General features: G+C 29.0%; 29 protein-coding genes and 1 riboswitch. Of the genes, 19 read left to right on the top strand and 10 right to left on the bottom strand.

Annotated features, from left to right (window positions below):
- The first annotated feature begins 27 nt into the window (after positions 1 to 27).
- The 7 genes from CC89_RS10345 (at position 28) to CC89_RS10320 (ending at position 4,735) form a co-directional block, all read left to right on the top strand.
- On the top strand, positions 28 to 1,806 hold the full coding sequence (locus CC89_RS10345; protein ID WP_035291896.1) for an alanine--tRNA ligase: 1,779 nt from the start codon (positions 28 to 30) through the stop codon (positions 1,804 to 1,806).
- 58 nt (positions 1,807 to 1,864) lie between these two features.
- Positions 1,865 to 2,368, top strand: coding sequence for a kinase (locus CC89_RS10340; protein ID WP_035291895.1), 504 nt, complete (start codon positions 1,865 to 1,867; stop codon positions 2,366 to 2,368).
- A 76-nt stretch (positions 2,369 to 2,444) separates the two neighbouring features.
- Positions 2,445 to 2,975 (top strand): signal peptidase II, encoded by a 531-nt coding sequence (locus CC89_RS10335; RefSeq protein WP_185750736.1) that lies wholly within the window; start codon positions 2,445 to 2,447, stop codon positions 2,973 to 2,975.
- A 106-nt stretch (positions 2,976 to 3,081) separates the two neighbouring features.
- Positions 3,082 to 3,303, top strand: a complete 222-nt coding sequence (locus tag CC89_RS10330; RefSeq protein ID WP_035291894.1) for a hypothetical protein — start codon at positions 3,082 to 3,084, stop codon at positions 3,301 to 3,303.
- 26 nt (positions 3,304 to 3,329) lie between these two features.
- The gene (locus tag CC89_RS20520) at positions 3,330 to 3,488 is read left to right on the top strand and encodes a hypothetical protein (RefSeq protein ID WP_185750735.1); all 159 of its coding nucleotides are present in this window, start codon (positions 3,330 to 3,332) and stop codon (positions 3,486 to 3,488) included.
- An 88-nt stretch (positions 3,489 to 3,576) separates the two neighbouring features.
- Positions 3,577 to 4,092, top strand: a complete 516-nt coding sequence (locus CC89_RS10325) for a GNAT family N-acetyltransferase (RefSeq protein ID WP_051931710.1) — start codon at positions 3,577 to 3,579, stop codon at positions 4,090 to 4,092.
- 178 nt (positions 4,093 to 4,270) lie between these two features.
- Complete coding sequence (locus tag CC89_RS10320; RefSeq protein WP_035291893.1) at positions 4,271 to 4,735, top strand: helix-turn-helix domain-containing protein; 465 nt, start codon at positions 4,271 to 4,273, stop codon at positions 4,733 to 4,735.
- 565 nt (positions 4,736 to 5,300) lie between these two features.
- Here CC89_RS10320 and CC89_RS10310 read toward each other — a convergent pair.
- From CC89_RS10310 to CC89_RS10290, 5 genes are all read right to left on the bottom strand, one after another.
- A complete protein-coding gene (locus tag CC89_RS10310) occupies positions 5,301 to 6,626 on the bottom strand; it encodes a DUF4317 domain-containing protein (RefSeq protein ID WP_035291891.1) in 1,326 nt (441 codons plus the stop codon).
- A gap of 530 nt (positions 6,627 to 7,156) precedes the next feature.
- A complete protein-coding gene (locus tag CC89_RS10305) occupies positions 7,157 to 7,906 on the bottom strand; it encodes an ABC transporter permease (RefSeq protein ID WP_185750734.1) in 750 nt (249 codons plus the stop codon).
- Positions 7,900 to 8,862: an ABC transporter ATP-binding protein gene (locus CC89_RS10300; protein WP_035291887.1), complete on the bottom strand. Its 963-nt coding sequence runs from the start codon at positions 8,860 to 8,862 to the stop codon at positions 7,900 to 7,902. Before CC89_RS10300 ends, CC89_RS10305 begins: the two co-directional genes overlap by 7 nt.
- Positions 8,863 to 9,309: a GyrI-like domain-containing protein gene (locus tag CC89_RS10295; protein WP_353601467.1), complete on the bottom strand. Its 447-nt coding sequence runs from the start codon at positions 9,307 to 9,309 to the stop codon at positions 8,863 to 8,865.
- Between the two features lie 36 nt (positions 9,310 to 9,345).
- The gene (locus CC89_RS10290) at positions 9,346 to 10,209 is read right to left on the bottom strand and encodes an AraC family transcriptional regulator (protein ID WP_035291881.1); all 864 of its coding nucleotides are present in this window, start codon (positions 10,207 to 10,209) and stop codon (positions 9,346 to 9,348) included.
- 285 nt (positions 10,210 to 10,494) lie between these two features.
- On the opposite strand from CC89_RS10290, the gene CC89_RS10285 reads away from it, so the two are divergent.
- The 3 genes from CC89_RS10285 (at position 10,495) to CC89_RS10280 (ending at position 11,935) form a co-directional block, all read left to right on the top strand.
- Entirely contained in the window at positions 10,495 to 10,977 is a 483-nt protein-coding gene (locus CC89_RS10285) for a GNAT family N-acetyltransferase (RefSeq protein WP_035291878.1), read from the top strand.
- A 90-nt stretch (positions 10,978 to 11,067) separates the two neighbouring features.
- Entirely contained in the window at positions 11,068 to 11,217 is a 150-nt protein-coding gene (locus CC89_RS20515) for a hypothetical protein (protein WP_185750733.1), read from the top strand.
- Between the two features lie 118 nt (positions 11,218 to 11,335).
- On the top strand, positions 11,336 to 11,935 hold the full coding sequence (locus CC89_RS10280; protein ID WP_035291875.1) for an HAD family hydrolase: 600 nt from the start codon (positions 11,336 to 11,338) through the stop codon (positions 11,933 to 11,935).
- Positions 11,936 to 12,147: 212 nt separating this feature from the next.
- On the opposite strand, the gene CC89_RS10275 is transcribed toward CC89_RS10280, so the two are convergent.
- The 4 genes from CC89_RS10275 to CC89_RS10260 form a co-directional block, all read right to left on the bottom strand.
- Entirely contained in the window at positions 12,148 to 12,597 is a 450-nt protein-coding gene (locus CC89_RS10275) for a GyrI-like domain-containing protein (RefSeq protein WP_035291872.1), read from the bottom strand.
- Between the two features lie 106 nt (positions 12,598 to 12,703).
- Positions 12,704 to 12,949, bottom strand: a complete 246-nt coding sequence (locus CC89_RS10270; protein ID WP_035291869.1) for a hypothetical protein — start codon at positions 12,947 to 12,949, stop codon at positions 12,704 to 12,706.
- Positions 12,950 to 13,020: 71 nt separating this feature from the next.
- Entirely contained in the window at positions 13,021 to 13,992 is a 972-nt protein-coding gene (locus tag CC89_RS10265) for a helix-turn-helix transcriptional regulator (protein ID WP_035291865.1), read from the bottom strand.
- A 318-nt stretch (positions 13,993 to 14,310) separates the two neighbouring features.
- On the bottom strand, positions 14,311 to 14,721 hold the full coding sequence (locus CC89_RS10260; protein ID WP_035291862.1) for a lipase-like domain-containing protein: 411 nt from the start codon (positions 14,719 to 14,721) through the stop codon (positions 14,311 to 14,313).
- Positions 14,722 to 14,849: 128 nt separating this feature from the next.
- Here CC89_RS10260 and tnpA point away from each other — a divergent pair, with 128 nt between their 5' ends.
- A complete protein-coding gene (gene tnpA, locus CC89_RS10255; protein ID WP_035288110.1) occupies positions 14,850 to 15,269 on the top strand; it encodes an IS200/IS605 family transposase in 420 nt (139 codons plus the stop codon).
- Positions 15,270 to 15,338: 69 nt separating this feature from the next.
- Here tnpA and CC89_RS10250 read toward each other — a convergent pair whose 3' ends face one another.
- Positions 15,339 to 16,304, bottom strand: coding sequence for an esterase/lipase family protein (locus CC89_RS10250; RefSeq protein WP_286161339.1), 966 nt, complete (start codon positions 16,302 to 16,304; stop codon positions 15,339 to 15,341).
- A gap of 310 nt (positions 16,305 to 16,614) precedes the next feature.
- Between CC89_RS10250 and CC89_RS10245 the strand changes: the two genes are divergently transcribed.
- The 8 genes from CC89_RS10245 (at position 16,615) to CC89_RS10210 (ending at position 22,206) form a co-directional block, all read left to right on the top strand.
- Positions 16,615 to 17,136, top strand: a complete 522-nt coding sequence (locus CC89_RS10245; protein WP_207641505.1) for a GNAT family N-acetyltransferase — start codon at positions 16,615 to 16,617, stop codon at positions 17,134 to 17,136.
- A 203-nt stretch (positions 17,137 to 17,339) separates the two neighbouring features.
- Positions 17,340 to 17,876, top strand: a complete 537-nt coding sequence (sigY, locus tag CC89_RS10240) for an RNA polymerase sigma factor SigY (protein ID WP_035291856.1) — start codon at positions 17,340 to 17,342, stop codon at positions 17,874 to 17,876.
- Between the two features lies 1 nt (position 17,877).
- Positions 17,878 to 18,255, top strand: a complete 378-nt coding sequence (locus tag CC89_RS10235; protein WP_035291853.1) for a hypothetical protein — start codon at positions 17,878 to 17,880, stop codon at positions 18,253 to 18,255.
- On the top strand, positions 18,255 to 18,452 hold the full coding sequence (locus CC89_RS10230; RefSeq protein WP_035291850.1) for a hypothetical protein: 198 nt from the start codon (positions 18,255 to 18,257) through the stop codon (positions 18,450 to 18,452). Before CC89_RS10235 ends, CC89_RS10230 begins: the two co-directional genes overlap by 1 nt.
- 48 nt (positions 18,453 to 18,500) lie before the next feature.
- A complete protein-coding gene (locus CC89_RS10225) occupies positions 18,501 to 18,683 on the top strand; it encodes a PLDc N-terminal domain-containing protein (RefSeq protein ID WP_207641504.1) in 183 nt (60 codons plus the stop codon).
- Positions 18,684 to 18,838: 155 nt separating this feature from the next.
- Positions 18,839 to 19,777, top strand: coding sequence for an ABC transporter ATP-binding protein (locus tag CC89_RS10220; protein WP_035291845.1), 939 nt, complete (start codon positions 18,839 to 18,841; stop codon positions 19,775 to 19,777).
- Complete coding sequence (locus CC89_RS10215) at positions 19,767 to 20,513, top strand: hypothetical protein (RefSeq protein WP_035291843.1); 747 nt, start codon at positions 19,767 to 19,769, stop codon at positions 20,511 to 20,513. Before CC89_RS10220 ends, CC89_RS10215 begins: the two co-directional genes overlap by 11 nt.
- Positions 20,514 to 20,664: 151 nt before the next feature.
- A complete protein-coding gene (locus CC89_RS10210; RefSeq protein WP_035291842.1) occupies positions 20,665 to 22,206 on the top strand; it encodes a hypothetical protein in 1,542 nt (513 codons plus the stop codon).
- Positions 22,207 to 22,382: 176 nt separating this feature from the next.
- Positions 22,383 to 22,587: riboswitch (cobalamin riboswitch) on the top strand.
- Positions 22,588 to 22,821: the final 234 nt, after the last annotated feature.

The following is a 22,821-nucleotide window of genomic DNA, read 5'->3' as shown; positions in this document are numbered from 1 at the left end:
TTAATTATAATGTAGGAGGGATTTTTAATGAAGGCATTAGAAATAAGAAGAAAATTCATTGAGTTTTTCGAGAAAAATAATCATCAGGTAATTAAGGGAGCATCATTGGTTCCTGAGAATGATTCAAGTGTTTTATTTACTACCGCTGGGATGCATCCATTAGTTCCATTTTTGTTAGGGGAACCGCATCCAATGGGTACAAGACTAGTTGACTATCAAAAATGTTTAAGAACAGATGATATTGATGAAGTAGGTGATGATGTACATGTAACTTTCTTAGAAATGCTAGGTAATTGGTCTTTAGGTGATTATTTTAAGGAGGAGTCAATTAAGATGAGCTACGATTTTCTGGTAAACCATCTTAATCTTGATGTAAATAGATTAGCAGTTACAGTATTCGCTGGAGATGAGGATGTACCAAGGGATGAGGAATCTGCAAGTGTATGGGAGAGCCTAGGCATCAAGAAAGAAAATATATATTATTGTGATAAAAAACATAATTGGTGGGGACCAGCTGGCGTTACAGGACCTTGTGGTCCAGATACAGAAATTTTTTATGATAGCTTGAAGCCTAAATGTTCCGAGGGGTGTGGCCCTGCTTGCGATTGCGGTAAGTATTGGGAGATATGGAACAATGTATTTATGCAGTATAACAAGAATGAAGATGGTACCTTTTCTGCTCTAAAAAACAAGAATGTAGACACTGGTCTTGGGTTAGAACGAATGACAGCAATAATGGAGAATAAAGATAGTGTATATGAAACAGAGTTATTTTCTTCTGTAATAAATGAAATTCTTTCTATTGCTGTAAAGCCAAATGAAAACAGTGTTAGAATTATTGCAGATCATGTAAGAGCTTCATGTCTTATACTAGCTGATGGCATTGTTCCTGGGAATGTAGATCAAGGGTATGTTCTTAGAAGACTTATTAGACGTACAGTAAGACACATGAGAAAAATAGGTATGAGTCCAAAATATTTAGAAACCTTGGTTTGGGCAACTATAGAAAACCTCAAAGATTTATACGAAGAATTAGTAGTTCATAAAGAATTTATTTTAAAAAATATTTTAGAAGAAAAAGATAGATTTATAAGTACTTTAGAAAATGGTGAAAAGAAATTTAATAAAACTGTAGAGAAGTGCAAAGCTAATAATATGACACTTATCGATGGAAAAACTGTTTTTAATTTATACGATACTTTTGGATTTCCTCCTGAAATTATTGCAGAGTTAGCTGAAGAAAAGGGAATGCAGATAGATATGGGAGAGTTTGAAAGACTATTTAAGGGGCATCAAGAACTATCTAGACAAGGTGCTGCTCAGAAATTTAAAGGAGGGTTGGCAGACAATACAGAAGAAACCACTGCTCTTCATACCGCTACTCATATTTTGCATAGGGCACTACAGCTTGTGCTAGGAGACCATGTTATACAAAGAGGAAGCAACATTACTAAGGAAAGATTAAGATTTGACTTTTCTCATAATCAGAAAATGACTACGGAAGAGATTCATAAGGTAGAAGAATTAGTAAATACAATTATTAAAAGCTCATTACCTGTTATATGTGAAGAAATGTCCGTTGAAGAGGCAAAGGAGAACAATGCTACAGGGGTATTTACAGAAAAATATGGTAATGTAGTTAAGGTGTATTCTATAGGAGATTTTAGTAAGGAAATATGCGGAGGACCTCATGTTGAAAATACGTCAAAGTTAGGACATTTTAAGATTATAAAAGAGGAGAGTGCAGCTGCAGGAGTGAGAAGAATAAAGGCTATTTTAGAGTATGGTAGCGTTGATAAGTTCTAATATTTCTTAAACATAAAGGTCAAGATAGTATTTATATGGTTGGGGGGAGACATAATCAATGGATAAAGATATAAAGTTAATAATACTAAGAGGTAATTCGGGAAGCGGTAAAACCACAACAGGTAGAGCATTACAAAAGAAATTTGGGCATGGTACAATGTTAGTTTCGCAAGATGTTGTTAGAAGAGAAATGCTATTTGTGAAAGATGGACCTGATACAGAAGCAAGTCAATTATTAAATGAACTTGTACTATATGGTAAAAAACATTGCAGTATTGTAATTTTAGAAGGCATTTTAAATTCAGGGTGGTATAGAAAACTATTTGAAAATTTACTTAATGAATTTGGTAATCAAATTTTTGCATGTTACTTTGATATACCTTTTGAAGAAACATTAAATCGTCATAAACAAAAACCTAATGCTCATGAATTTGGAGAAAAAGAAATGAGAAAATGGTGGAATGAAAAAGATTTATTAGGCATTATTCCTGAGATACTTATACACAAGGAATTAAGTTTAAATGAAATAGTGGATATGATTTATCGGGATGTTATAAGGTAAATAACAAATAAATGTGATATGTACAAATTTGTAAAATCATAGGAAAAATATTTATATAAGGTGGTGCAGAATAAATTTGAAAATTCAAAATAAAAAGACATATCTAGCAGTGATTATTTTAGTAACAATAGATCAGGCTATTAAAATAGTAATTAACAACAATTTTTTTGACGAAAAATTTCGTATATTGCCTCCTTTGCTATATTTTGAGCCTATGTTCAATAGGGACTATTCATGGTTTAATTCTATGTTACAATTAGGTATCGGTAAATGGATACATATTTCAATAGTAGCAATTATGAGTATATTAATATGTCTGTTTTATCAATATCTAAATAATCAATTTGGAACTAACAAGATTATTAATATTATGTATGCTTTTATATTTTCTGGTGCTATATGTTCATTAATTGATAAAATCTTTTGGAACGGTAGTTTAGATTACATATTAGTAAATGTTTTTTTTACATTTGACCTAAAAGATGTATATATCAATATTTTTATTTGTTTGCTAATCTTATCATTACTTTTAAAAAATAAAGTTTTAAACCAAATTGATGATAATATAGTGGAAGATTTTATTACATATGTAATACGAAAATTATAATATTGAAAGAATAAGAATTACTAACGGCTGTAATTAAGTGACATTATATTCTTTTTTGATGAAGGAAATGAAACTCTTATGAAGATAGTACATGGAGGTGAATTGTATGTCAGAAGGTAATAGCGTAAAAATACTAGAATGGAACATTCATGGTGCTACTGACTTCAATAATTATTCTATACCCATATTTGTTGCTGGTGAAGTGATGAATCAAGATGCAGATATAGTTGTTTTTACAGAATTTATTATTACCGTCGGCTGGCATTACGTTAAAAGTGTTTTAGAAAAAAAGTACATTTCACTTACTTCATATGTAATAAGAATTTAGATGTTAAGAAAAATAGTAATGATGCTGTGAGCAGGAGGAAATGTTATAGTATGTTTGTAAAATATGACTGGAATTTCATCAGTAAGAAAAACGGATATGGAAGCTTAACAGCAAAAGATATAAAAACTATAGCGATTGGATTACCAGAACATGCAATTCTAACGGCAGAATTTGCCATGGAATAAATTTATATTGTGAGCATAATACGAAGAACAACAAATTTCAATTTAAGGTTGAGTAAATGTAAATAGTAAATTTACTGGGGGGATAGTTATGATTATACTTACAGAACCAAATGAAAAGTACTTGAAATCATATATTGAAGCATATGACGAATATGAGGATAACCACGTCACAACATATGCATTTGATGATGCAAGGTCCTATGATATATTTGTAAAATACAATAATTACAAAAATGAGCGTAATCTGCAACCCAATAGGGTTGGTGCGAATTATTTTTGGTTGGTTGATGATGAGAAAGACTTCTTTATAGGCGAAATCAGCATTAGACATAATCTCACGGATGCACTACTACGATATGGTGGTCATATAGGGTATGGTATTCGCTATTCTGAATGGAATAAAGGCTATGGAACTTTTATGCTTAAACTGGCGTTAGAAAGAGCAAAGAAAATGGATATTTCAAAAGTTCTAATCACTTGTGATGATGATAACCCTGTTTCTGCCAAAATAATGGAAAAGAATGATATGGTACTCCAAGATAAAGTAGAGAACCTTATAGATGGACAGAAAATAATAACAAGAAGATATTGGAAAACTTTATAGGCGTTAAATTCTAATTTGACGCACATCATCAACAAGGAAAAACTGAAGATTTTTTCGAGTCTTGGATGTTAGAAAACCACAAGTTATAAGGATTCCACCTATATTCGCATAATAAGGGATAGACCTTTTGATACTTTGCAAGTAAGATTTTAGTATCAAAAACAAAGGAGTGTTAAATATGAACCAATTATCTATAGGCAAATTTATTGCACAAAAGAGAAAAGAACACAATATGACACAGGAGCAACTTGCAGAAAAAATAGGCGTATCAAATAAGTCTGTTTCAAAATGGGAAACAGGAAAATGCATGCCTGATTACAGTGTGGTGCAAGAACTATGCAAAGAGCTTGAAATAACAGTTGCAGAACTAATTGACGGAGAAGAAATTGAAGAAAATAGTGTACGCATATACGATGAGAAACAGATTATGGACCTGTTAAAAAGGACGCAAGATTTAGAGCAACAAAAAAATACTATGTATGGGATTTTACTAATTGTAATGGGGATTGCTTCCTTGGCTGTTTCTCATAGTATTGGTGGTTCTGATATAAAAGATTTTTTTGCTGGATTACTTTTGGGGTTATCTGTGGGAGAAATGCTGGTTGGTGTTTATTGTCTGGGAAGAAGTTTAAGCAAAAGATAAATTCCAAATTTGTAGAGTTAAAGTAACATAATTATAGTATATGTACAGTTATAGGAAATAATAGGGCTATGTTCATGAAGCGTGCTACATAATAGTAGAATATTATGATATATGAGAGGCGTAAAACAATTCAGTAAATAGTAATTGTCGAGGAGATATCTTATATAACGGGAGGGGTAAAAATGTCAATAATTAAAGGTTTAGAAACCACATTTAACTCTGTTTACAGTGAATACGACAGGTGGCGTCCTAATTATGTTGAAGAGTTATATGATGATATTTTTAATGTACAAGAAATTTAATCTTGATAATTAACTTAGAAATAAAAAGATTATGTTTTAAAACTAGCCTAATAATATAGATTGTAGCAAAACTTGTTACCATTAATTCTAGCATATCTAATGCCCCCTAGCTATAGTGAAATAATTCACCGATAGACCAGAAGGCAAAAAAGTATGTAAATGCACCTTATCCCTTGTAATTATTTGAGATATAAAGAGGAGTAAAGAAAGATGGCAAACTTTATCTTTTAAAATTGCTACTTTTCTTTACTCCTTTTTATAAATTAAATCAAATGTTCTAAGCCATTAACTGTAGTTTGTTCATTCTCATTAATAGGAATAACTATGCATTTTTGACCATTAATTATTTGAGATTTTATTTCAGGTATTTTTTCAGGTTTTACTTGAAGTATAACGTCATAGTCAGAAGCAGCTTTATTATTTTCTGAATTTGTATCGTCAGCTTCTTCTAAGACCACATTATCATCATTAATTTCTGTAGACAGGTCAGCTTCATTATCTACAGCTGCCTCTTGTTTAACTTCTTTAAGTCTAGTTTGGAGTATTTCTACTTGCTTTTCAAGATGTTCTTCTTTTTTTCTTTGAGCATTTGCCTTAAGTACTTTTTGGTCAATTAAATTATCTGCTAAAGGCAGGTCATCACCAAAGCTTTCTACATAAGATTTTTCAATTTTAGTAGTAACTTCTTCAGGAACTCCGCTTTCTATTAAAAGATTTTGCATATCCTTTTGTGTTAAGGTTATAGGTTCGGCATCTGTATCATCATACATTTCATTGTATTCATCTATCATAGTATTTAGGTTTTCTTGTATTTCCATAAAAGTTTTTTCAGCTTTTTTTTCATCAGTGCTAATATGATCTTTAATAATTGCTTGGAAGGTTTCCTTTTGTATAGTGGAAGTTTGTTTTGAAGAACAACCTAAAACATTTTCCATTAATTCAGAATGTGGGTCCTTTGCATTTTTAGTGTAGTATATAACAGAGTTAACGTCTGAACTACGATCAATGAAAGCAGGAAATACAAAGCCAAGGAGAGGAGTATTCACCACCCAATCTCTAATACGTGCCTTTATTTTCTTTTCTTCTTCAAAGTATCTAAGTCCGGGATCTGAAAGTGAAACAGGACATATTGCACATAGAATATACTCGTAAATTTCTTCAGATTCATCTATCTTAGAATTATCATTAGTTTTAGTAATAACATCATAAGCATCATGAAAAACTAGTATTAAAAAATTGCCGGTATAATCATAATTATCTATAATAGATTTATAAAAATCTTGAAGTAGAGCATCATCTTTTAATTGACTTTTTTTAAGCTTAATAAGAGAAAGTTGTTTTTCATTTTCAAGATTCTCATTGAGTGGAAAATTAAGTTCTAAAATATTGTTGCCAATACTTCCAGATAGGACTTTTTTAGCAATTTCTAAATACTTAAAGTACTCATCCTCATCTAAATTTAAAAAATTTTCTCTAAAATTTAAAACAATATTTTTTTCACCATTAACATAGCAACCGCACAGTTTAGTAAAGGTGCAATGATCTTTCTTTAAACGTTTTTTTAATTCAAGTATATCTTTTCTTTTCATATATAAACCCCTCAATCTAGTTTTCCCTATTTATAGATATGATTATCCCACAAAAAGTATTAAATTACTTGAATTATGAAATTTCTCTGAAATGACTTGCATAAGAAGCAAAGGAACTATTTAAATTTATTGTTTCCAGCTCTTATGTAAGTCATGGAGGAGAAATTTCATAATTCCACCACATTGTACCTTTTTATGTTTTAATCATAGGTATTGCTTACTATACTATTATTAAGTATAATATTTTTTTTATATTAATTAAAGATTTTATTAGGAAAACTTAAGGAAAAAGATACGCAAACCATAAGCATTAAATCTTCTTTTAATAAGAATGATTGGGTAATATGTAATTTTAAGCAAAGTATTGCAATGAGCTGTAAAATGCATAAAGATATTAAAGTATATAAAACGAATATAAAACGAATATAAAACGAATATAAATCTTTTGTTACTATAAAAACCGTAATACATATTTGTAATACGGCTTTTATACATGAAGTTGTTACTAAATTAGTTAATTTATAATAACTTTAGTTAGTTGTTTCTTTTTTTAATCTCCACATGGCAAGTAAAAAGCTTAGAGTACACATTACTATAAACAATAAAATTACAGGTAATATATCTAAGAATAATATGGTATTTCCAAGTATTAAACTACGCAATGCATTAATAATATGTGTAAAAGGATTTATTAATACAATTGTTCGTAAAGCACCGGTTAAACCTTCAATAGGAAACAATGCTGTACTTAAAAAGAAAAATGGTAGTACAATTGTATTCATTATTGTTTCATAAATTACTTCATTGGGGAGTAGTAGACTTATAGAATACGAAAGTCCTGACATGAAAAATCCAGTCATGAAGATAAGTAAAATAATTAGTAATAGTCCAGTTAACCCTGTTTGAATTCTAACAGAAAAAAAGAGGCTTGCAATGCATAAAATGGCTACTTCTAAAAGGGAAACTAATACTGCCTCCAGCATTTGCCCTAAAACAATTGATTTTCGGCTAATAGGAGCAATTAAAATTCTATAAAAACTACCATTAGATCTCATAATAAAATTCATAAATCCGCAGCTACAACAAGCACCCAATGTAACTAAAACAATGATTCCAGGAAGTATAAAAGCAGTGTAATTTTGAATTCCTAAATTTTGCATTGTATAATTGGCAACTGTACTATACATAACTAACCATATAAGAGGTTGTATTATAGTAAAAACAATTGATAAAGGATTTTCAAAACGCCATTTCATATTTCTCCATAAAATATTTAACATTTCGATTCCCCCAATCTATGTTTATCTGAATTTGTTATTATAAGAAAAATATCCTCTAAGCTTGGTTCTACCATTTCAATTCCATTAAATTTTATATGATTTTCTAAAAGCCATTTATTAATTTCAATAAAAGCATTAGGAGTGTCAGCTAATCCTATAAATAAAGATTTATTTTTTAAAGTGGTAAATTTAGTGTTGAGCATATTGATTAAAATATCTTTATACTTTTTAGCGTCTTCCTTAGTAGAAAAAATAATACGTAGAACATTTTGTTTTATATAACCTTCTAAGTCCTCTCGTGAACCTTGCACTAATATTTCCCCTTTTTTCATAATGCATATGGTATCGCTTAGAAAATCGGCTTCCTCAAGATAATGAGTGGTAAGAAAGATTGTTGTCCCTAGCTGATCACGAATTTTAAGAAGCATTTTCCATAATGATGCCCTGGATTCTACATCCAATCCTACTGTAGGTTCATCCAAAAATAAAATTTTAGGTGAAGAAACTAAATTCATGGCGATGTCAAGTCTACGTTTTACACCACCAGAATAGGAGGAAGTAGGATATTTTAAATAACTAGAGAGGTTAAAAATATCTATTAATGTTTTTATTCTTTCTTCAGCTTCTTTAGCAGCAACCTTATATAATCTACTTTGAAAAATCATATTTTCCATTAGAGAGAGATGCTCATCTATTGAAATTTTCTGAGAAACACAAGCTATTTGACTTCTTACCCAATGAGGATTTTCCTGCAAGTTTTTTCCTAAAACACTTATTGTACTAGAAGTAGCGTTATAAAATGTTGTTAAAATATTAATTAGTGAGGATTTCCCAGCCCCATTGGGTCCAAGGAGAGAAAAAATTTCTCCTCTTTTAACCGTTAGACTCAAATCATTTAAGGCACTAACTCCATTTTTATAGCACTTATTTAGATTTCTAATTTCAATTGCAAGCATTTATTCCACCTCTTCTATTGGAAATATAATTTCAGTTATATATTTGTTTGGATTACCTTTAAAAAATAATCCAGGCCCTTTAATATAAACTTCACGGTAAGGTGATTTTAAAGAAATAGAATGTTCCTTAGCATACTTATATACTGCTTTATATGCAAGAAATAGATTTTCATATGAACCAATATGAGTAGTACAAAGTGATTTTATTTTAGGCATTTCTTTTATTGATATACCATTTTTATTTGGCGTTTCAGCAGTGGGAACACAAAGTTCCAATTCACCTATTTTGGTTTGCTCATCAAATGCATAATAGGAAATAAAAGGGGCTCCATTTGCCTTTCCATTAATTGCTTTAAAGACATTTGGAAAGAATTTATTTGCCTCAGCAACAACTCCATTATATTTCATATAAGCTACTCTAATAGGTTCAATACTCTTAATTTTCATACTATAATTCATTTTTTTCTCCTTTATAATTATTTTTTATTCACTTACTTTATTAATTGCTATCCACACTTCTGAATATCCGGAAGCAATATGGGATTTGGATATTGGATATATTTCTATATCTGGCAATCCTGCATACTCATAGTTTGAGAATGGAAGCCATTCTGTAAGAAATTTTTTAAATATGGTTTGAATAGATTCTTTAAAATTACCATTACATTCAAAAATAACCCAAGTTGCGGATGGAATAGTGTACTCTAGCATATTTTTTGGAGCATTCTTATCTGTAGAAGTAGCTATATAATAATAAATTTCTTTAGGGTTTTCATATACTGTTAAACCAAGAATGCCCTTAAGGGATTGATTGTTTAAGTTACAAATTTTAAAATAGTCCTCCTTTTTAAGTGTTTCATTCCAAAATTCAGGTACTACTTTAAAATTGTATTCAAAATTTTCTTGTAAACCAGTTCTTATTCCTACAATTCGAATAGGTCCTTTTTTTTCTATTCTATACTTCATACTTTCACCTCCACTAACTGATATTGAAAGACTGATTCGTGGATATGCTTCTAGTAGAGTTCCTTCTGACCTAGCAAGAGTTGGTGCTACACCATGAATACTTTGAAATGCACGATTAAAAGCAGTTGGTGAAGTATAACCGTACTTTAAAGCTATATCCATAATTTTAATTTCTTTAGTTTGTATTTCAAATGCAGCAGCTGTCATACGTCTACGCCTTATATATTCAGCTAAAGGAATACCTGCAATATAACTAAACATGCGTTGGAAAGAGTAAATGGAACAGTCGGCTATTTTTGATATTTCTTCATAAGAAATAGTTCCATCCAAATTGTTTTCTATATAATCTATAGATTGACTTAGTCTCTTTAACCACTCCATATCATCGCCTCCTAAACAAAGTTTAACATTATAAAAAATATATATCCTCTCTTTTATTGCCCAATTTTGTAAGGTAATGCTTTTATAAAAGCTATTATAAGATTTAGAAAGTCAATTATATATCCGTACATAGTTCTTTTAAACTTTAGTTTGCAAAAGAATAAGAGAAAAAGTATAGTCTACCAATTCATATGCTAAGTACAAATAATCAAAGCTAACTTAAAACATTATTCCACTAATGATATAATTAAATCATATGAACTTAAGCAAAGGGGGTATATAACTTTGGAAAATTTATTATTGAAACTACGCACACTTGAACATGTAAAAACCTTTTGGGAAAAGTCCCAGGACCAAGAGATAGAGAGGCTATTTCCATTTAACAGGGGTACATTAAGCGATGCAATCAAATTATATGAGGAATCATTAAAGCCTGGTGCAAGGAGTTTTGGAAAAGTTATCGATATAGATGGTAAATATATAGGTGATGTCTGGTGTTATGGAATAGACGAGGATGATAAGAAGGAGGCATTCGTAAGCATAGTCATATTTGATAAAACATGCTGGGGTAAAGGGATTGCCAAACATGCATTAAAAAAATTTTGTCAACTTGTTTTTGAAAGATATGCTATCAGTAAATTATGTGCATTTACTTATAAAGATAATAAAAGGTCTATAGGTGCTTTGGAAAGTGCCGGATTTAAAAAGGTTGAGGAATTTGAAGAAGATGGTATGCTTTCATGTTATTACGAATTATTAAGATTGTGAAAAATCTATAAATATATGTGGAAAACATAATGATTGACTAGTATATAAAATATAGAAAAGTATTTAAAGAAAAATAAAAACAACCATATTATGTCACCAGCAGGATATTGCAGAGATTTATTTCTACATGTGAAGGATGAATATTTGATAGAATTAAAGTCCATTCTTCAAGAAAAGTTACAGGGAGTAGCAAGTAAAGCTGAAATGGAAATACCATTTTTATTTTATATGTTTAAATAATATTGAAGCTTAAATGGCAATTTACTTAGAAAATCTAAACAAAAAGGATTTCTAAATGAAAGGAATATAAACTAAAAACACACAAAGATAAGTGCTTATATTATATTTGGAGGGCAAAATGATTAAAAATGTTGTATTTGATATAGGAAATGTTTTACTAAGGTTTGATCCTAAAAATTATCTTACTAAAAAATTTAATGATAAGGATAGGGTTGAAAAAATACTAGAGTTAGTATTTAGGAGTGATGAATGGTTAATGCTGGATAGAGGAACTATCACTGAAACTGAGGCAATAAAGGTACTTAGTGAAAGAAATACCTTTTATAGTGAATCAATAAAAGATACTTTTAATGGTTGGTATGATTTATTAACACCAATGGAGGATACTATAGAAATTTTAAAACAATTAAAAGAAAAAGGGATTAATACTTATTATTTGTCCAATTTTCATCACTTAGCTTTTGAGCATGTAATAGAGAAGAATGAATTTTTTAAATTATTTCAAGGTGGCATAGTTTCTTATAAAGAAAAGTTATTAAAGCCTGAAAAAGAAATATACATGAGATTATTAGAGAAATATAATATAAAACCAGAGGAAACTATTTTCATTGATGATACTTTAGATAATATACAGGCAGCAGCCAGCGTTGGAATTAACACAATACACTTTAAAAACTCACAAGACTTAATTGCTAAACTTAATGAGGTAGTTTATTAACCCACAAAAAAGTATTACATTATCTGAATTATGAAATTTCTCTGGAATGACTTGGATAAGAAGCAAAGGGACTATTTAAATTTAATTTTATATGGCTAAAAGATTAGAATTTCTTAAATTAAATTTATTGTTTCGAGCTTTTATGCAAGTCATGGAGGAAAAATTTCATAATTCCACTACATTGTACCTTTTTGTGGTTGAATCATAAAGTATTACTTAATTGGAATATATACGTCAAATTCTCCATTGTTCATGAATCTCTCATCATATAATTCAAATTGAGGTCTATAATCTATTTCATGTCCTGAAGTTGGAAGCCATTTTGCAAATATGTTGTTGTAAAACTCACAAATATCCTTTATAGCTCCTTTATAAGTATACACCAAGTAATTACCCTCTGGAACAACCTTTGTTACCATATCTGCTGGTATATCCTCAAAGATATCTACTTCTGCACAAGCAGTGTAGGGAAATCTACCCTGGGAATCTGCTTCATCATCACAGACACCGTAACAGAGCATAGATTTACTTTTTTGTTTTATATCTTTGTAACGTTTGTTAAATGTATTCCAAAGATTTGGTATTTCTCCATTTTTATTGTTACCAAAGTAAGTCATACCTACAGCTTTGAATCCTTTGATGGTTAATATTTTTCCTTCCATGTTAATATCTCCCTTCATATTTGTATTTATAGATGGACTAACAAATTTTAAATTAGTATATATTAAAATTTGTTAGCTATATTTATCACATACCATTTAATGGTATCTATTTATTAATTGTTTCCTCATATTTATTTGAATTTGCATTAGGGAAACAACAAATTACTGTATCTAGATATTCAATACCACAAAAATACTCACATATTGAAGTATCTTTAACTGCACATTTATGTTTATTTGATCCGTCTTTTTTATTCCAAGGACAAGCACTTTGCTTCCAATCAACTTTGCCATCACTTGTTAGATCTATGTCCATATTTGCCCCTGAAAGTTTTTTTATTTTTTCTTCCATTATCCCTCACCCCTTCAATTAATGTTATATCAATTATATCAATAAATCCCTGACAACATTATGTCAGGGATTTATTTAACTTTATATAAATTTAAGATTTTATTGATTTTTTCTAATATAAACTCTCTAAGCTCCATAGGTTCTAGAACTTCTATTCTATCACTAAAAGTAAATATTACATTGCAGGCAGTTTGAAAACTAATCATATCTATATCATAAACCCAATGGTCTTTTAACTTCATGGAAGAAAGCACATGAAAGCCTTCAAGAAGTTTTTTCTTTTCCTCATATAATTTGACCTTTACAGGGTATGCGTTATGCTCTATTTTAGATGAGGCCTGCTTCACAAATTTTTGTTTGTTTTTTTCCCAGAATTCCTCCAGATAAAAATTCTCGGACATATGGAAACTTTCACTTAGAACTTCAGTATTTTCAATTCTGCTGCATTTAAAAATTCTAATATCATTTTTTAATTCACAAAAGGCTGCCACATACCACTGAGAATTTTTTACTATTACACCATAGGGTCTTATAATTCTTTCTGATACCTCTCCATCATATTTTTTATAATATATTTTTATCTTTTTTAAATTGAGCACTGATTTTTTAATTATATCTATGTACTTATTTTGTGCCTTTTTACCCCACCAGGGTTCTGAATCAATAAAAAATTTTTCTTTAGCCTTAATAATTTCTTCTCTATGTTCAGTTGATATACTTTTTTCAAGCTTAATTATGGCATTTTGTAGCTGTTGAGCTGTTTCGCTATTTTTTTCTGGTCTTATGCCCATACTTGAAAGTAAAAGATTAATAATATCTCCGCTCTCAAAAACATTTGAATTTATTTTATAATCCTCCATAAAAGAGTAGCCGCCATTAGGACCTGGAAGTGACATAATAGGAATACCCGCTTCACATAATATATCAATATCCCTATATATAGTTCTTTCTGAAGTTTCAAGTATTTTAGCTAAATTTCCTGCTTTCATTGTTCCTCTTGAATCAAGCAGCATAATAATTCCTAAAAGTCTGTGAAGTCTCATAAATTCACACTCCGATCCTAAGCTTTTATAATTTAATAAAAAAAGAAAATATTGTATAAACGTATAAATTTATAACTTTTTAAAGACTAAATACTGGATAGTATTTATACTTATTATAAGTGATTACACAAATTAATTGAAGAAGTTTTGGAAAATCAAAAATATCTATATAAATACGATTATTTTAAATGCAGTAATAATTACATCAACGGGGCTGTCGCACTAAAAATAAATACTACAATATATTGTGTTAAGTTTAAACTTGCAAAACAGTATATTGTATGTAAACTTTTTAATGCCACAGCCCATATTATAATTTTAAGCAGGAAGATTAGTTAACATTTTTGCCCATTCAAAAAATTTATTTTGGAGATATTTACGATAAAGAGGGTCTTTTTGCCCTACTACTTCAATATGATCTATATTTTTAATTTCTCCTAAATAGTTCCACAAACCTCTTTTAGGTGCAATATTAGGATTGTAATTAACAATTTTATCTTCAGAGCCTTCATGAGGCTTTATAGCTGATCTAACACTAACAATACCGTCGTTTCTCCACCAGCTGCGATCAACTTGTACTTTACCAGGAATAAAACGTGTGTATTGCCCAAGGTATTTAGAACTTTTTAAAAGAATAGGATTCATATTAATATTAGGTACTTGGTGATCATTTAGTAAATTTTTATGTGTGTCTACGCAGGATATAGAAAAATAGTAAATAAATGACAAAATTAATCCCCATGCTATGCATGGGAGAATAGGGTAAGCAGTAGCGTTACATGGAATAATACAAAACCTCCTATGTTATAATGATATTGGTTTCGCAGGCCATATCAAAAACAGAGGAGGCGGTCCAAATGGACAATAGTAGTTTATCACATTGTAGATGGAATTGCACGTATCACATAGTTTTCATACCAAAGTATAGGAGAAAGATATTATATGGCAATATAAAAAGAGATTTGGGAGAGATATTGAGAAAGTTATGTGAAATGAAAAGAGTAACATTGGTAGAAGGGAAGATATGCAAGGATCATATACATATGTATGTAAGTATTCCACCCAAATTAAGTATATCAGAATTTATGGGTTATCTTAAAGGTAAAAGTGCACTTATGATATTTGATAAGTACCCAAATAAAACATCAAAGTGGGATAGACATTTTTGGGCAAAAGGGTACTATGTTTCAAGTGTAGGTAACGTAGACGAGGAAACAATATTAGAATATATAAAAAATCAAGAGGAGAAAGATAAGCAGGAAGATGGTTTAAGATAATACCTCTTTAGAGGTTGTAAGTACCATGGCCTGTGAAAGACACCTTTAGGTGTGGCTGGTAAAAAGCCCTTATAGGGCTGAAAATAAACCACCACTTGGAGTGGTGGTTGTTAACTTATCATCTTGAGCTTTTACCCAACTATTTAGTTCTTTTGCACCTTCTAGTGATAAATCCCAGATGCTTAAGTCCTTTGTTTTCCCCCAGATGTTACTATTAAAAACTCTTTTATAATAATTATCGTAGGATTCATTTGGTTGTTTTTTTAGCCCCCATTGCTCTAACTGAAAATCAAAATGAGGATTATCAGAATTTTTTATTTCAGCACTACTAGCCATAGCAGCAAAAAAATCATGAACAAAAGGTTCTAGATTTTGTTTCTTTTCATCTTCTTGACTTCCGTCATGTGGAGTGCAGATAGTTGTAATACTATCTATCCAATGATGATTTCCTTCAAATAGAGGACTGATATTGGTTTTAGTACAATTTATTTCATTAGGGTCCCCATTTTCTAATAATTGAGCTAATACTCTAATGGTTTGTCCACCCATACTGTGACCAATTAAGTGGATCTTTTTTAATCCATTAGCATCTGAAGTTCCCAGTTGTGGATAAACTCCAGGATAAGTTCTTCCATAACGTGCATGTCCAGCTTTTTTTGAGTGGAATTCTCCGTAATCCACTGTACCACCTTTTAAGTAAGCATATAATTCACAGGCTCTATCCCAATTACTAGATATAGGACCTATAGTAGGAGTGAAAACTGTATAGCCTTTTTTATTTAGCATATCTTTTAGACTATTTTTTCCACCCCAATAGTTAATGTCATAGAGTTCGTCATTTCCCCAACCAAATAATCCATGAACCATTACAATAGGATAATTGTTATTTAATTTAGGTAATGATGAATTTGTATTAGAATTTCCACAGGAAGCAGATGAAGCTAAGACGTTAGGAGTAAAGTTTAATGTTAATAACATAAAGGATAGAACTAATAAAAAAACTTTTTTAAAAACTTTATTAAAAGTTTTTTTCATAATAGAACACCTCCATTAATATTTTATAACGATAAAAACATTATACCACTATTTTAAAATAAAGTATAAAAATGTAAAAAAATAATAAAGAATAAATAAACATGTTTTAATCAATAGTACAAGCAGAAAGCTTTGAATATCTCAATAATAGTAATTTTTAAGAAGGATATAAGGGATAATTGAGCTATTTTTAACATAGATTTATTTTTTAGCAAAGTTTATAATTAAATAAATTGACAATGTGATATATTATATTCTAAATAAATATGGTGTAAATAAAAAAGGATGAGTAACAAGGGGGATATTTTGTGTGAATATTGAATTAAGAGATTTACAATCGTCAGATAAGGAGTATTTTTTTTCATGGATAAAAGATAAAGAAGTAATAAGATATTCTTTATCTATATTTCAAAAAATCAAAAATAATGATGAAATATCCAATTGGTTCCATAAGATGTTAGTAGATAAATCATCTTATAATAAGGCTATTATAGATAGTTCAAAGAAAAATCTTATTGGATATGCTGGTATAGTTCAAATCAGTGAAACAAACTTGTCAGGAGAATACTTTATATTTATTGGAGATAGAAATTATCATGGAAAAGGTGTTGGTACATTTGTAACAAAAGAGATTGTTAAACGTGGATTTCAAGATTTAGGTCTTAATAGAATAATGCTTACTGTTTCTGAAAAAAATATAGGTGCAATTGGAGCATATACTAAAGCTAATTTTAAAACAGAAGGTGTTATGAGACAAGCATTTTACAGAGATGGTGAATTTCATGATAAAATTATTATGAGTATTTTAAAAAAAGATTGGCTAAACTTATAATATTACGCATAAAAAGCTATGATCAAATTTTAGATCATAGCTTTTTATTATAATTTTTAGATAAAACTTTATAAATTATAATAAAAAAATTCTGCATAACTAAAAATTTTAATTTTTCATTGAACTTTTTTGAAATTAATACGTTTAATAAATGAAATGAATAAATAAATGAAATAAGTGTAATAGCAAAAGGAGTAAAACATATGAATCTTCAAAATCAAAATGAAGAAAATTTAATCACAAGAGCTAAGAAGGGGGATAAATATGCCTTGGAAATATTGATTAGTAATAATTTTTCAATTTTAAAGGGATATGTATTAAAACTCACTTGTAATAAAGATTTAACTGAGGATATTGTTCAAGACACCCTTTTATCAGCTGTTATTCATATAGAGTCCTTTACTCCAAAGGCAAAGTTTTCTACATGGTTAATAAAGATTGCAACTAATAAATATAAGGATTGCTTAAGAAAGGTTAAGGAAACAGATATACTATTAGATGTTTTGCCATCCTCTTATAATTTGGAGGAAGATATAATTATAAAGGAAGATTTAGAGGAGGTTTTGAAAATATTAAAAGCCATGTCTAATGATAAAAGAAGCGTTTTTATACTAAAGCACTATTATGGATATAGTTATGAAGAAATAAGTGATATATTAAACTGTCCAATTGGTACAGTACGTTCTAGATTACATTATGGAATAAAAGAAATTATTTCGAAATTTAAGGGAGGTAGCTAATATGAAATCCTTTGATGATTTAAATAAAAACATTGATAAGTACTATGAGGGGTCACTAGATGGTGCTACCTCTGATGAATTTGAACTAAAATCTATTTTAGATAAGATGTCCATTACAAATGATATGGAAAATAATATACCTGTTTCTATTGATATAAGTTCTATAGTAGAAAAGGGACAGGAAATAGGTTTTAATATTAAGCTTCGAAAGGCTACAATTAAATTCTTATTGGTAGCTACTTTAATGTCTATTTTCATTGGATTTATGTGTACAAAGGTTTCAATAGTAGCGATAGTGGAAGTCCAATTTGTATTACTTATACTATTACTAATAATAAATTCATTTATTATTAGAAGAAAAGCAAGGAGGGAAGGCTAGTGACAGGAAATACAGTACTTATTATATTGCTGCTTATACTTGTGACTATTCAAGGAACTATTATTTTCAGAGATGCGATGAAAAATAATATTCCAAATCCTTGGCTTTGGGGAATAATTGGGTTAATGAATGTGCCTAGTTCAGCCTTAATTTATTTAATATATAAAAAAATATATTTTAAGAAGAAAAATAAGTAATTTGTAGCTTATAAATAAATGCAAATAGGAAGTAAAGGAGTGGATATTGTGACTATAGATTTTACATTATTAATACCAATATTAATACTTCAAGCTATTTTTTCAATTTACTGTTTTATAATAATAGCAAAAAGTCCAGTGAAATTTATCCCAAAATGGGCGTGGACAATACTATGTTTTAATTCTATAGGATGTATTGCATTTTTAATAATAGGCAGAAATGAGGATTAGAAAATATGAAACAAATGTAAGGGAAGTGATGAAAATAATGATATTAAGAAGTAACGAAAGCAGTAATTTTAGAAAAATGAAATTAATAATTATGGGAAAATGAAATTAGTAATTTTATAAGGGAATTAAATAATATTAGGAAAGGATGAAGGCCAATGAATATATGTGAGGGGGACAATGATTTTACTTTAGAACTTATAAACTTAAATAAAAATTATGGCAATTTTAAGGTACTTAAAAATATAAACTTAAAGATTCCACAGGGGGTTATTTACGGATTTATTGGTGAAAATGGAGCAGGTAAAACTACTACTATGAATATAATATGTGGTTTGAAAAAAGCTTCATCAGGACAGGTAATCTTTTGTGAAAAAGAGCTTAATTATGATGATGAGAGAAAATCTATAGGGTATCTTCCTCAGCAACCTAAATTTTATAACTATATGAGAGTTAAGGAATATTTAGATTTTATACTAAGCCTTTCTCCTTCTAAAGATTCTAGTTTTTCTAGAGATGAATTACTTTCAGTAGTTGGTCTAAAAGAAGCATCAAATAAAACCATAAAAACTCTTTCAGGAGGCATGCTTCAGAGATTGGGGATAGCTACTGCTATATGTAATAATCCTAAGATAGTTATACTGGATGAACCTACCTCAGCATTGGATCCGGAAGGTAGAAGAGAAGTTATGAATATAATTAGAAGTCTCAAGAAAAGAGGTATGACAGTATTTTTTTCAACTCATCTTTTAAGTGATGCAGAAGATATATGTGATTATATAACTATAATTCATAAAGGTGAAATTGTTACTTCAACTACTCTTGACTCACTTAAAAAGCAGTATTCATCCTTTTATTATGAAGTGATTTTTGATGGCTGTGTACAAAAACAAAATTATCCACAATTTATAAAAAATATAAAACAAAATGAAGAAATAATGTTAATTTATGTGGATAATACTTTAAAAGATGAATGTGATTTATTTAGATATTTAGTATCTTTAAATACTCCTATAAAATCCTTTACTAAAAAAGAAGTATCATTAGAGGATATATTCTTTAATCTTGTTAAGGCAGGTGTTTGCAATGACATTTAAGGCATATATAAATAAGGAATTTATAGAGGCTAAAAGAGAACATAAACTAATAATATTATTTATGGGATTCTTTTTCTTCGCGCTATTAACTCCTCCTATGCTAAAAGTCACACCAAAGCTTTTAGAAAAACAATATGGAACTGATATGTCAAGTCTTTTTAAAACATCAGCAATGGATTCTGTGGCAAACTATTTAAGTAGTACCTTACCTCAAATTTGTGTATTGATTTTATGTCTTACACTTAGTGGAGTTTTATGCAATGAAATTTCTAAGGGAAACATAATATTTCCTATAACAAAAGCAGCAAATAAGGCATCAATTGTAATATCAAAATTTTGTTTTTATGGGGTTGTAGTATTTATAATAAGTACGCTTTCTGTAATCACAAACATATATTATTCTTTTATTGTATTTAAGCAGGATTTTCCTAATATAAAAACTGTGTTTATATGTTCTTCTAGTGTATATATTTATCTATTGTTTATTCTTTCATTGATATTTTTGTTTAGCAGCTTGTTTAAAAAATCTATGGCGGTTGCACTGTTATCTATGGGAATAAATATCTTGTTAACTCTTTTAAATACATTTAAATATTCTTTTAATCCTTTTACTCTTATAGCAGAAAGCTCGAAGCTTTCAAGTGAGTTCTCCAGTAAACCTCTAATAATAACAGTTATAATAACAGTCTTATCAATAATTTCTTCTATATTATTATTTACAAAAAGAGAAATTTAAAGTAAGAGGACAGTGTAGCTATCTGAAGCATGCAGAAAGTATCTTAAATGGGCCTAGTTGTACTGTTTTTCACACTCTGTAATTAATTTGATATCAATGATATAATAGTAAATAATGGTTAAAAATAATAGTTTTAAATGGGGTGAATTAATTGGGGATAATTAACGAAAAGAAGGTACTTGATTTTTATATTAATGAGATTGGTAAGGATTCAATAGCGTTTTTGAAGAATAAACCATGGTACAAGAAAGATATATTAAGGGAAATATCAAACTTAAGAGAAGCTGATGAAATGCATAATAAAATTAAAATTTGCAAGAAACTTTGGAAACTTCTATTTGAGGCATCCATGAGCTTTATAGATTCTGATAGAAGAGGTTATGATGATTTATTTGCATATTTTGATGAATATGTAAATTTTGAAGAGCTTATATTTGCATCGGATTCTTTTTATAGAGATCATACTATGCACTGTCTATGGGTATATTTTTTAGGTGAATATATTATAAAAAATCATGAATTTAAGATTTTTTTTAACAAATACGGTAAGGAAGATGAACAATTAAGGCAAATATCCGATGTGTTTAGAAAAAGTAAATATTCAGAAGTATTTCAGGATGTAATTGAGTTAGATGATCTTATTAAAGAATTTGAAGATTATAATGATTCCGTAAGATGTTTAGGAGCTTTAACTCATGATCTTGGCTATCCTATAAAGAAAATAAATTCTATAAATAAAAATATAAAAAGTATACTGCCTCATTTTGGAATAAAAGACTTTAGTGAATTTGATTTTAGTTATTCAGATATACACGATAATTTAATAAAAGATTTCATAAATCTTATAAGTTATAATTTTAGTTTTTTACGAAAATCAGGTGAAGAGTCAGAGCAAATTATTAAAAAGATATTTAAATTTAATGGATATAGTGGGGAGATAAAGGGAGTAAATGAAGAAGCAATTTTAAATTTAACAGAAGAGGAGAGTAAAATTTTAAAAAATAATAAACTTAAAATGCAGTTGTACTTTAGTTATTCTAGGCACATTAGATATTCAAAGGATTTTGAAAACTACCAACATGGAATAATGAGTGCTTTTCTTTTGTTTAGAAAATTGTCCGTATTTAGTAATAGACCTTTTAACTATTCAGATTACAAAACATTAAATGTAAATAAATATGATTATGTTAAGACAATGGTACTTGTATCAATACTTATGGCTATATCTGATCATACTAGTGAAGGTTTTCAAATGAAAGGAATTATTGATGATTCGTCCTTTTTGACCTTTATAGATGAGCTTGAGGAATTTTCGAGAATTTCTAGAGCTAATCAAAATAGACAATATATAAATGAGTTCTGCAAATCAAACATATATGCTGAGGATGGATATCTAAATATTGATTTTATCTTTGATAACACTGAAATAGATAATCTTGATCCTGAAGAAGCTTTCAAAGGAAGATGTAAAAGATTTCTCACTCTATTTAATATAAGTGAACTGGATGATAATTTTAAACTTAGACTGAGATGTATTGGAAAGCTACCTTATGACAATAATGTGTACATGCTAGAATTAAGAAGGAAATTTGCTAATATAACTATAAATAATGAGGAAAAGAACATACCTGAATATCTTAAGACAAAGCAGTTTTTAACAAGAGAAGCTTATGCTTTAAGCAGAGGAAAGTAAAGAAGTAGGGGGACGGTTAAGAATTTTTAGATAAAAGTTCTTAACCGTCTCTATTTTTATCTTATTTTTCTTAAAATAAATTATTTCTAAATTTCTTCTTTATTTCGTATTTCTACTGATTTCTACTATTGACAATATTATACCGTATAGTTAATATTATCTTGAACATGTTAATAATTTAATAATAAAATATGGGTTTCGTTGCTGAAGAGTTATTTATTAAGATTTAGCAATGGATTAAAAGGGAATCAGGTTAAAATCCTGAACGGTTCCGCCACTGTAATAGAGGAGTTTAAGAATATTATGTCACTGGGTAACTGGGAAGACATTTTTAAATGATGATACTTAAGTCAGGATATCTGCCTATATTTTTCACCAAAGTCTCTACGATTAATAGGGGGGTGTTAAATGTGGAAATGTTTTCATATTATTTATTCGCTGTCTTTTAACCTCGTGTTAGAAGATTTTTTTATGTGATTTTTTAAAAGTTTATGTTGTATACTTACTAGTTTTAAAGTTACATAAGGTACATGAAAAGAAATAACAAGTTAAATATACTAGCATACTGACTTATTATTTTTAAATTCAAACTGATGTATTTAAATTTAACTATAT

The sequence above is a fragment of the Clostridium sp. KNHs214 genome, assembly GCF_000744935.1.
Taxonomy (GTDB): Bacteria; Bacillota; Clostridia; order Clostridiales; family Clostridiaceae; genus Haloimpatiens.
Note: the sequence above shows the minus strand (reverse complement) of the source record. Positions and strands in the feature narration are given on the sequence as shown.